An 11,141-nucleotide genomic window follows, 5' to 3' on the forward strand; every position below is an offset into this window, starting at 1 on the left:
TTCTACAGGGCAAGGATCTGACCTTCCTTGAACCCTGATGTCAAATTCATCGGCTACAATGCTGACGCGATAACTTTCTTGCGTACTTGTAAGGATCCTTGAGTATTTGATGTAAGGTATTTCGCATCTTGTCTCGTGCCGAAGCGAACCAGGATGATTCGAATGTTACGGAGCGGCGAGACGCGAGCTACTCGATCGGTTTTGCCGGGCAAAGAGGGCGATCCAGGGCGAATCGGCGGCCGCAAATCGCTTGGGGTGTCGAAACGGTTCTATGGAGCGTCGACGGGGGGCTGCCATGATGCGATTAGCCGAAGGAGTGCGGCCGATGGCATGCGGTACATGCGCTTTCGCGATGGCGTTGTAAGGGCGTTGAGGCGCGCATGGCGCATGCCAAGATCGCCCTCCCGCCACATACGAATCGAAAGGCCTGGCGTTGCAACGGCAGCGGGCTGTACCGAACTTAAAGCATTGCGCAACCTTTCCTCAATTGCATCGGACATTCTCATCGCGTCTTTACTCGATACGACTGCTCGCTCGCCTCTATCTTGTCTTCGCCCGCTTGCCGGTCCCTTTGGGCGGTTGGTGAACCCTAAGTTCATATCGGATCGATTCGGCTTCGGTCAATTGTCGAGCGAAGTGGGCAGGTATTCGGCGGCGTTGACGGTACTTGTGGCCACACCTACAGTTGTAAGCGCTTGGTAGGTGATTTCTGCGCATAAATGGAAACGAAAACTTATTTGGTGACCGGTGCGTCGGGGTTTATCGGTCGATCGCTCGTCGAGCGGCTGCAACGGAATGGCCATGTCGTGCGACGCGCGGTGAGACGGGTTGCGGACAGCGCAAATGATGTCGAGTGCCCGCTTGGCGCGTCGGTCGATACTTGGCTCAACGCCATTGACGGTGTCGATGGCGTTTTTCATCTCGCGTGGTCGACTGTGCCGCGAACGGCGAATAGTGCGCCACTCGACGACGTGGCCACCAACGTCATGGGTACCGTTGCGTTGCTCGAGGCGATGCGCCGGCACCCTGGCATTCCGTTCATCTTTGCTTCGTCGGGCGGCACCGTCTATGGGGTACCCGAAGCCCATCGGGTCTCTGAATCGCACCCGCTCCGGCCTCTCGGCGTGTACGGCGCGTCGAAGGCATCGGTCGAAGGCTATGCGATGCTCTATCGCCGCCAGTTCGGTGTGGACACACGCATCCTGCGCGTCAGCAATCCGTTCGGCCCCGGACAGAACGTCGAGGGCCAGTTAGGCGCCGCGTCGATCTTCGCTTGGCGTGCGCTGGCCGGTCTTGACATTCAGATCTGGGGTGACGGCGCGGTTGTCCGCGATTACCTCTATATCGACGATGCGGTAGATGCATTCGTCGCGACAGTGGATGCGACCAGCGCCGCGTTTGGGCACGTTGATCCCGTCTTCAACATCGGCTCCGGTGAGGGCACGTCGCTCAAGCAAATCGTCGAGACTATCGGCGGCATTCTCGGTGCGCCGGTTTGCGTCAAGTACGAGGCCGCGCGCTCATTTGACGTGCCGGTCAGCATTCTCGACGTATCCCGTGCCAAAGAGGTACTTGGCTGGGCGCCGAAGACGTCCTTCCGGGATGGCATGAGCGAGACGATTGCTCGTTTTTCAAAGAACATGGCATTTCAGCCGTGTTCAGACTGAAGGACCCCAATGGCTACCGTTTCGGTTATTGTCCCTTTTTTCAATCAGTTGAAGTATCTCCGGCAGTGCCTGGAGAGTGTCCTGAAGCAGACATTTGAGGACATCGAAGTTCTGCTCGTGAACGATGGCTCTGCAGAAGATCCGGCGGCACTTGTCCGTGCGTTGGGCGACCCTCGCATCATGTTGATCGAGCAAGCGAATGCGGGCGTGGCGATTGCGCGGAATAATGCGATTGCGGCCAGCAGCGGGGAGTTCCTGGTCTTCCTGGATGCCGACGATTGGCTTGCGCCCACGATGATCGAAGAGTTATCACAGGCGCTTATCGGCGATAAGGATGCAGGTATGGCTTACTGCGACATCGTCCGCGTAAATGAGCAGGGTGACGTGGCGGATGCGTATAAAGTTGCACATGCGCGAGCCGAACTGAATGGCAACATCTTGCCGTCGCTCATACTCGGCGGATATTTTCCGCCGGCCTGCGTGATGGTGCGCGCGTCCGCCTTGGACACGGTGGGTACCTTTGATAAGTTGCTCGGAGGGTGCTGCGACTGGGACTTGTGGATCCGGATCGCAGCATCCGGGTTTGCGGCGCGATTCGTGCCAAGAGAACTCGGCTACTACCGACTCCATGATCAGTCGATGAGCAAGGATTCCGCGCACATGCGCTCTACTGCGGAGGTGACGCTCGCGAAGAACATGGCGGCCTTTCCCAAGCAGTTGGCCGGCGCAATTCAATTGCTCATACAGACGTCGGCAGAGATCTATTCGACGAATGTCACCCTCGGGCAGGAACGGTTGCACCTGATCGAATCGCAGCAGGGACATGAGCGGGAGATTGAGCGTCTCGAAGGGATTGTTCGCCAGCTCAAGGACGATATCGAATCGCTGACGCAGGCCAAGCAATGGCTCGAACAGCAGTGGAGTAACTATAAGACGGCCAACGTTGCTTGGGAGCAGGACAAGCAACATCTTATTTCAACTCTTGCCGGGCACCGGGCCGAGATTGAACGGCTCGAAGCAATGGCGACGAAATTCAGAAGCGACATCAATGAACTTATTGCCGGGAAACAATGGTTAGAGAAAAAGTGGGACGAATGTCGCAAAATCAATGCTGAAATCGAGCTGGAAAACCAGAATCTGAAGGAATCGCTCGCGCAACAAAAGGCAGAGATCAGGCTGGCCCCACAGCCCGTCTCTGGTCGATCTGCACAGTCGGAGCGCAGTACATTAACTATGCCAATTGATCTATTTCGGGCTGCGCGGCGACGCGTGGGGGGGATTGCAAAACGGTTCGCTGGATCACCGGACGTATCAGTGAATGAAGCCGCGTTGCTACGTACATCGCCATTGTTCGATGACGCTTACTATTTGGCGACCTATCCCGACGTGGCGGATGCGGCCATCGATCCAATTGTTCATTACCTGCAGTTCGGGTGGAGGGAAGCCCGGCAGCCGAGCACGTCGTTCGACGGTAACCGCTATCTAGACGACTACCCTGACGTTCGTGCTGCCGGCGTCAATCCGCTTGTCCACTATTTGGCATTCGGCAGTCAAGAGGGGCGCCATGCCACACCTGTGATGGCGCTCACGGCGGCGCAACCGAATTCCCATGTCGAGCCGCGCGATTCCGTCGCATGCGACGTGTCAGAACGGTCGGTCGCGGGGACGAGGAAATATTCCGCGGACGAAACCCGGCAGATCATCGAACAGTCCGGCCTGTTCGATCTTGATCTGTACTGCCGGCTCAATCCCGACCTCGCAAGTTTGCCCGACCCGCTCGAGCACTACGTTAGGCATGGGGGATTCGAGGGGCGGCGTGCCCATCGGTTCTTCGACGGGCGCTGGTACACGTGGGCCTATCCGGAGGTCGCGGCAAGTGGCCTGCATCCGCTCGTCCATTACATGACGATCGGCCTGCCGCAAGGGCGTCACGGCGGGCTGCCTGCTCACGTGCTGGGTACGATCGAGAAAATGGTCGCCGAAGCCGGTGAACTGGAGTCCACGATTCTGCTCGACCCCGCATTTGCGGAACCGGCATTGCTCCCACTCAGTTACGGCGGGCAGGCGTGGTCTGGCATCGGTGCATGGCAAAGGCTTTTCGATTCGTTGCCCCACGCGTTTGAGCATATCGTGTTCGTTCCGTGGCTAGTGCGCGGAGGTGCCGACCTGGCCGCGGCAAATGTCGTCCGCGCGAGCATCCAGGAAAACGGCATCGACTCCACGCTGATCGTGTTGGCCGATTACGATCGTAGCGAGGCAATCGAATGGCTACCGCCCGGCACTCACGTGCGCATCCTTTCCGATATTGAGCCATCGCTGACGCGCGCGGACCGAGTTCAGTTGGTGGAGTCGCTGATCTTTGCGTTGCGTCCGAAGTCGGTCATGAACGTCAATAGCGGCGCTTGCTGGGACGCCATCGCAAAGAAGGGTGCCGCGTTGGGCAAGTTGACCGAGTTGTATGCCTGCCTGTTCTGCCGCGACTATACGCCGGACGGTCGCGCCGCTGGCTATGCCGATACGCATTTTCGGGACTGTGTACCGTATCTGACGAAGGTCTATTTCGACAACGCCGGTTTCATGGACGAGCTGGCTGCGGATTATGGCATTCCGGCCAGTATGCGGTCGAAGTTGGTCACACTTCATCAGCCTGTCGGCAACGTGGCGGTCGGGACGTATATGGGCGGGCCGCAAGCGGGCAACCGGGTGATGTGGGCCGGTCGTTTTTGCAAGCAGAAGAACGTCGATCTTCTGATCGAGATCGTCCGGCGTGCGCCAGACTTCCACTTCGACATTTACGGCTATGGGGATGACGCGTACGCGACGAAGCTGGCCGACGCGGAACGTGTGCTCGGTAATTTGACGGTCAAGGGTCCCTTCCCGTCGACGGCGACCCTGCCGGTCAATGATTACAATGCGTTCCTGTACACGTCGCTCTGGGATGGCTTGCCGCTCACGCTGGCCGATATCGCGTGCACGGGCATTCCCATGGTCGCGTCCGCGATCGGTGGAATTCCGGATCTCGTGACAGAGCGGACCGGCTGGCTGATCCAGTCGTATAAGGACGCCGACCCATACGTTGCCGCGTTGCGGGACATTATCCGCCGTCCCGACGAAGCAAGGCAGCGCGCAGAGCGCATGATTGGCTGGGTGCAAAGCGAGCACTCATGGGAGCAGTTCTGCGTAACCCTTCGTGTATCTCCGTCGTTTATCAACTGACCATGCCGAAGTTCGATATCACAGCAGTCATCAATGGCCACGGCGAGGGGTTGCTTGCGCATGCCTCGCTCAACAGCCTTTCGCGCAGCGCGGACGTCGCGGCTGCGGCCGGATTACGTGTCGAAATGCTTGCAGTTCTCGACAAGCCGAATGCGCTGACGTTGCAAATTTTTGAAGAATACGCGTCGCGGCGCGAGGATCTTCGAATCGTGAGGGTCGAGCATGGCGACCTAGGCTATGCGCGCAATTCTGCGGCTGACGAAGCAAACGGGAAATGGATCGGGTTTCTCGATGCGGACGACATCTGGTGTGCCGACTGGCTCGTCGCGGCGCACAAGGCCGCTGAAGCCGATCCTCGAAATGTCGCATGGCACCCTGAAGTGAACGTGTGCTTCGGCGCCACGCCCAACATCTTCCTGCACGTGGACATGGAAGATCCCAGCTTCCATGTCGCACAGCTTGCATTTACCAATGCGTGGACATCCCTCGTCTTCACATCCAGGGATTTCCTGAGATCGGTGCCGTATACGGGTACCGACTTCAAGAACCACATCGGATATGAAGATTGGGGATGGAACATTTCCGTCGTTAATAGCGGCGGACTCCACAAGATCGTTCCAAATACGTCGCATGCAATCCGGACCCGGCACACCTCCCTTGTGAAGCAGACGACGGCTGCGGGTTGCATCCCGAGGCCGTCCGATTTGTTCCGCAACGCGATCCGAAACCGGGCGGGCAAGGAAGATGAGCGACTGCTTCTCCAACAAACCGATTAATCGCTCTATATGAACGCGGCCCGTTTGCGGTGATCGTGTGTTTGGGCGGGGCAGGATGAGATGCGCTGTATCGAGCCTTGTGGCAGCCGATCCCGCCGCTGCGAGTCGTTAGAAATTCGCTGACCCAGACGTCATTCTCCGATCGAGTTCAAAGCTATTCGCGACATGCAGATTTAGCAGATGGGGCCTGCTTGGCTTGTCCTCTCACGCGCGATCGCTGTGCATCCATTGTTGCCGACTACCGGACGGGCGCCAAAATCGTAGGGCTGGCGCCGCGTAACGAATGGAGGGTATGCTTGCCCCAGTCCGGCGGATACGCGCAAACACTTGTGGTCTGTCGCGCTCCGCCAGTCCTTCTAACCGGCGCTTCGTCATGAGAGCGCGTTGTCGAACCACGGATGAATGTAATAAGCGCGCAGTCTCGAGATGCCGACGGCTTGTCGGTTTCCGCCGTCGTATATCGTCCCGATGCCGCCCAACTCGAGCAGACGCTCGTCAGCTTGGGCGTGGCCTGCGAGCACTTGCGCACAGCATCACCCGGATGTCCGATCGACCTGTATCTGGTCGATAACGGCGGGTTGGGCGATGTTAGCGCCGTGACGCACCGGCTCGACGCGCAGGGCGTCACATGCCGGGTACTCACTGGGCACGGCAATGTCGGCTACGGGCGAGGGCACAATCTCGCGATTGACCTCTCGGAGCGTCCGCTCCACCTGATCCTGAATCCGGATATCGATCTGGACGCGCAGGCTCTGGTTGTTGCGCGCAAGTTCTTCGATTCGCATTCCGATGCAGGTGCGCTCGCTCCCCGTATCGGCGACGAATCGGGCGAACTGCAATATCTCTGCCGGCGCTATCCGTCGATCATCGACCTGCTCGTGCGCGGCTTCCTGCCGGCGCGGTTCCGCCAGCCTTTCACGAACCGCCTTGCGCGCTACGAAATGCGCGATGTCATCAACGATCGCGACGTCGTGTGGGATCCCCCGATCGTCAGCGGCTGCTTCATGTTGTTCCGTACCAATGTCCTGAAAAACCTGGGCGGGTTCGATCCCCGCTACTTCCTGTACTTCGAAGACTATGACCTGAGCCTGCGCACGCACGAACTCGCCCGTGTCGCATACGTCCCGTCTGTTCGCGTGATCCACCACGGCGGCGGCGCATCCCGCAAGGGCTTCGCGCACATCCGCATGTTCGCCTCGTCGGCCTTCAAGTTCTACAACCGTTTCGGCTGGAGGCTGTGGTGACCCATCTCCTCGTTACCGGTGCAAACGGTTTCGTCGGTCGCGCGGTATGCCGCCGCGCACTGGACGCCGGGCATACCGTGACCGCCCTGGTGAGGCGCCCGGGCGGATCCATCGAAGGCGTGCGTGAATGGGTGCACGACGCCACCGATTTCGATGGCCTCGATGAAGGATGGCCAAAGGATCTGGCAGCCGACTGCGTGATCCATCTCGCGGCTCGCGTGCACGTGATGCGCGACGAGTCGCCGGATTCCGACGCCGCATTCGACGCGACCAACGTCGTCGGTACCTTGCGACTCGCTAAAGCCGCGCGCCAGCATGGCGTGCGCCGCATCGTTTATGCGAGCAGCATCAAGGCAGTCGGCGAGAGCGATGGCGGGGTACCGCTGTCGGAAGCGGTGAGTCCCGACCCGCAGGACGCCTACGGCCGCTCGAAGCTGCGCGCGGAGCGGCAACTGGCACAGTTCGGTGAGGCGAACGGGCTCGACGTCGTGGTCGTGCGCCCGCCACTCGTCTACGGTCCGACCGTCCGCGCCAACTTCCTGCGCATGATGGATGCGGTTGCGCGCGGGATGCCGCTGCCACTCGGTTCCATCCCGGCACGCCGCAGCATCGTCTACGTCGACAACCTCGCCGACGCACTGCTGCAATGCGCGATCGATCCGCGCGCGGCCGGAGAATGCTTCCACGTCGCCGACGACAACGCGCCGTCGGTCACGGGCCTGTTGCGCCTGGTCGGCGACGCGCTTGGCAAGCCGGCGCGCCTGATTGCTGTCCCTTCCGCCGTGCTGCGGACGCTCGGCGCACTGACCGGCCGCCGCGCGGCGATTGCCCGCCTGACCGGCAGCCTCCAGCTCGATACGAGTCGGATTACGCACGTGCTCGACTGGCATCCGCCTTATACGACAAGACAAGGCCTCGAAGCGACGGCCGCATGGTATCGTTTGCGCGACACACAACAATAATCGCCATGTTTCTCCCGATATCCACGTGGCCCGAAGCGGCCGCGGTGGCGCTGGCCGCAGCCATCGCGTCCACGGCCATCCTGCGCGTGCTGCTCGCGACCGGCCTTGCGTGGCGCCTTGCCACCGACATTCCGAACGACCGTTCGCTCCATACGCTGCCGACGCCGCGCGTCGGCGGATGGGGCATCGTACCGGTCTGCGTCGTTGCGCTGTTCGCGCTGGCGCCGCACTTGTGGCTGATCGCCGTCGCAGCCGCCGGACTCGCCGCGATGTCGCAGATCGACGACCGGCGCGGGCTGCCCGCCCGCGTGCGGTTCTCGGCGCACCTCGCGGCGGTCGTCGCGCTGATCGCCGTGTTTCCGGCCGACGCACCGTGGTGGTGGCTGGTCGGCGTCGGCTTCGCGATGGTCTGGTTGACGAACCTGTACAACTTCATGGACGGCGCCGACGGCCTCGCGGGCGGCATGGCGCTGTTCGGCTTCGGCGCGTATGCGGTCGCGGCGCTGACAGGCATGATGCCGTCACCCGATCTGGCCGTGGCCGGTTCGGCTGTCGCCGGCGCCGCGCTCGGCTTTCTGCTGCTGAATTTCCACCCGGCCCGGCTGTTTCTCGGCGATGCGGGTTCGATTCCGCTCGGATTCCTGGCCGGTGCGCTCGGCTATTGGGGCTGGCGGGCCGGCGTCTGGCCGATCTGGTTTCCCGCGCTGGTGTTCGCGCCCTTTATTGCCGACGCATCTGTAACACTTTTGAGACGACTGTTACGTGGCGAAAAGTTCTGGCAAGCGCACCGGGAGCATTATTATCAAAGAATGGTCCGAGCGGGCGTAGGTCACCGCCGGACCGCTCTTTATTGGTACCTCATCATGCTCGCAGGCATAATCGTCGCCGTGTGGGCAAAGGGCCGCCCGGAACTGCAGCAGTGGCTGTCGTTCTTCGCGTGGTACGGCGTCCTGGCATGTATCGGACTGTTAATCGACATGCGCTGGCGCCGGTTTCAGTCGGCCGCCGAAAATAACTCTTGAGGTTTCCCGCCGATGTTGCGATCCAAAGCATCATGGCTTTCGCTGAGCGCTTTCCTGTTTGACCTGACGGCGGTCACCGCCGCGTGGTTGTTCGCCTATCTCGTCCGATTCAACGGCAGCGTTCCGTCCGATTTCATGGTCGGCGCGCTGACGGCGCTCGTCTGGGTGCTGCCCGTCTACGCGCTGATGTTCCACGTGTTCGGCCTGTATCGCGGCCTGTGGGTGTTCGCGAGCCTTCCGGACCTGGTTCGGATTTCGAAGGCGGTGATTGGCGGCGGTGTGATCGTGATGATCGGCGCCGTGATGTTCCAGCCGTCGCCGATCATCCCGCGCTCGGTGTTGCTCGTGTCGCCGCTGATGCTGTTCCTCGCGATGGGCGGCGCCCGCGCGCTGTACCGCGCGACGAAGGAGTTCTACCTGTACGGCGGGCTCGTCGGGCAGGGCAAGCCGGTGCTCGTGCTCGGTGCCGGCACGGCCGGCGCGAGCCTCGCGCGCGAACTGTCGCGTTCGGGGGAATGGCGTCTGGTGGGCCTCCTCGACGATGATCCGACCAAGCAGGGGCGCGAGATCTACGGCTACAAGGTGCTTGGCTCGTTCAACGACCTGAAGCGCTGGACCGACGCGATGAAGGTCGAATACGCGATCATCGCGATTCCGTCGGCATCCGTTGAAACACAGCGCCGCGTTGCGACATTGTGCGTGCGCGCGGGCGTGAAGGCGATGGTGCTGCCGTCGCTGACCGCGCTGATGCCGGGGCAGGGGTTCCTGTCGCAGGTACGCAATATCGATCTCGAGGACTTGCTCGGGCGCGATGCGGTGACGATCGACACGCCGCACGTCGAGGCGCTGCTGCGCGGCCGCGTCGTGATGGTAACCGGCGCGGGCGGTTCGATCGGTTCCGAGCTGTGCCGGCAGATCCTCCGCTTCAAGCCGGCGCAACTGGTTGCGTTCGATCTCTCCGAATATGCGATGTACCGGCTCGCCGAGGAACTGCGCGAGCGCTTCCCCGACCAGCCCGTCGTGCCGATCATCGGCGACGCGAAGGATTCGCTGCTGCTCGACCAGGTGATGTCACGCTATGCGCCGCATATCGTTTTCCACGCGGCCGCGTACAAGCACGTGCCGCTGATGGAGGAGCACAACGCGTGGCAGGCGCTGCGCAACAACGTGCTGGGCACATATAGGGTCGCGCGTTCGGCAATCCGCCATGACGTGCGCCACTTTGTGCTGATCTCGACCGACAAGGCCGTCAATCCGACCAACGTGATGGGTGCGAGCAAGCGTCTCGCGGAGATGGCCTGCCAAGCGCTGCAACAGACCAGTGCGCGCACGCAGTTTGAGACGGTTCGTTTCGGCAACGTGCTGGGTAGCGCGGGCAGCGTGATTCCGAAGTTTCAGCAGCAGATCGCAAAAGGGGGGCCGGTGACGGTCACCCATCCTGAGATTACGCGCTTCTTCATGACGATTCCGGAGGCGTCCCAGCTCGTGCTGCAAGCGTCGAGCATGGGGCGCGGCGGAGAGATCTTCATCCTCGACATGGGCGAGCCGGTCAAGATCGTCGATCTCGCGCGCGATCTGATCCGCTTATATGGATTCTCGGAAGGACAGATTCGGATCGAGTTCACGGGTCTGAGGCCAGGCGAGAAGCTCTACGAGGAACTGCTTGCGGACGATGAGACGACCACGCGTACACCGCATCCCAAGTTGCGGATAGCTCGCGCTCGGGGAGTGCCAGACCATCTGCTTGATGAATTGTTGCCATGGCTAATGCAGCATCGTGTGCTTAGCGATGACGAAGTTCGACGGGATTTGCGACGTTGGGTACCAGAATATCAGACAGCCGTCTTGCCAGTGCTGCAGAGCGTGCCAGCTGGAATGCGAGCAGTATCGAATGAATGACCGGCGCCTTGCTTACCGTGGGGCTCGGCCCTAGTAACAGAGTGGTGTAATCGAGACAGCGTCGTGGCCGATATTTCAGCGTGGTCAAACGATCAGGTTCGAATAGATATGGCGCCGGGACGGTAAGTCGATTGCCGTCCCGGCAAGCCGGCTTTACTCCACCGTCACCGACTTCGCGAGGTTGCGCGGCTTGTCGACGTCGGTGCCGCGCGCGCATGCGGTGTGATATGCGAGCAGCTGCAGCGGCACGACGTGCAGGATCGGCGACAGCTGCCCGTAGTGTTCCGGCATCCGGATCACGTGCAGGCCGTCGTCGTTGACGATCTGCGTGTCGGCATCCGCGAACACGTACAGT

Annotated in this window: 7 protein-coding genes and 1 pseudogene; 7 read left to right on the top strand and 1 reads right to left on the bottom strand. The window is 61.0% G+C overall.

What is annotated here, in order from left to right:
• Positions 1-719 precede the first annotated feature (719 nt).
• The 7 genes from ACV22V_RS31765 to ACV22V_RS31795 all read left to right on the top strand — a co-directional run bounded on the left by ACV22V_RS31765 (position 720) and on the right by ACV22V_RS31795 (position 10,786).
• Positions 720-1,667 carry an NAD-dependent epimerase/dehydratase family protein gene (locus tag ACV22V_RS31765; RefSeq protein ID WP_448016640.1) on the top strand — a complete coding sequence of 316 codons (948 nt, stop codon included), beginning with the start codon at positions 720-722 and terminating at the stop codon, positions 1,665-1,667.
• Positions 1,668-1,676: 9 nt separating this feature from the next.
• Positions 1,677-4,883: a glycosyltransferase gene (locus ACV22V_RS31770; RefSeq protein ID WP_448016641.1), complete on the top strand. Its 3,207-nt coding sequence runs from the start codon at positions 1,677-1,679 to the stop codon at positions 4,881-4,883.
• Positions 4,884-4,885: 2 nt separating this feature from the next.
• Positions 4,886-5,659: a glycosyltransferase family 2 protein gene (locus ACV22V_RS31775; RefSeq protein WP_448016642.1), complete on the top strand. Its 774-nt coding sequence runs from the start codon at positions 4,886-4,888 to the stop codon at positions 5,657-5,659.
• A 398-nt stretch (positions 5,660-6,057) separates the two neighbouring features.
• Entirely contained in the window at positions 6,058-6,903 is an 846-nt protein-coding gene (locus tag ACV22V_RS31780) for a glycosyltransferase family 2 protein (protein WP_448016643.1), read from the top strand.
• Positions 6,900-7,865, top strand: coding sequence for a UDP-glucose 4-epimerase family protein (locus tag ACV22V_RS31785; protein ID WP_448016644.1), 966 nt, complete (start codon positions 6,900-6,902; stop codon positions 7,863-7,865). The genes ACV22V_RS31780 and ACV22V_RS31785 overlap by 4 nt, the downstream gene beginning before the upstream one ends.
• Positions 7,866-7,870: 5 nt before the next feature.
• On the top strand, positions 7,871-8,887 hold the full coding sequence (locus tag ACV22V_RS31790) for an MraY family glycosyltransferase (RefSeq protein WP_448016646.1): 1,017 nt from the start codon (positions 7,871-7,873) through the stop codon (positions 8,885-8,887).
• 12 nt (positions 8,888-8,899) lie between these two features.
• On the top strand, positions 8,900-10,786 hold the full coding sequence (locus ACV22V_RS31795; RefSeq protein WP_448016645.1) for a polysaccharide biosynthesis protein: 1,887 nt from the start codon (positions 8,900-8,902) through the stop codon (positions 10,784-10,786).
• Between the two features lie 153 nt (positions 10,787-10,939).
• Here the strand turns inward: ACV22V_RS31795 and ACV22V_RS31800 are convergent.
• Positions 10,940-11,141: pseudogene (locus ACV22V_RS31800) on the bottom strand (glutamine--fructose-6-phosphate transaminase (isomerizing)); the annotation flags it as partial.

The organism is Burkholderia sp. AW33-5, assembly GCF_053427615.1.

Excerpts from the sequence above, each read along its gene's own strand:
- ACV22V_RS31795 (WP_448016645.1), top strand. The coding sequence starts at position 8,900 with ATGTTGCGATCCAAAGCATCATGGCTTTCGCTGAGCGCTTTCCTGTTT.
- ACV22V_RS31765 (WP_448016640.1), top strand. The coding sequence starts at position 720 with ATGGAAACGAAAACTTATTTGGTGACCGGTGCGTCGGGGTTTATCGGT.
- ACV22V_RS31790 (WP_448016646.1), top strand. The coding sequence starts at position 7,871 with ATGTTTCTCCCGATATCCACGTGGCCCGAAGCGGCCGCGGTGGCGCTG.
- ACV22V_RS31780 (WP_448016643.1), top strand. The coding sequence starts at position 6,058 with ATGAATGTAATAAGCGCGCAGTCTCGAGATGCCGACGGCTTGTCGGTT.
- ACV22V_RS31775 (WP_448016642.1), top strand. The coding sequence starts at position 4,886 with ATGCCGAAGTTCGATATCACAGCAGTCATCAATGGCCACGGCGAGGGG.
- ACV22V_RS31770 (WP_448016641.1), top strand. The coding sequence starts at position 1,677 with ATGGCTACCGTTTCGGTTATTGTCCCTTTTTTCAATCAGTTGAAGTAT.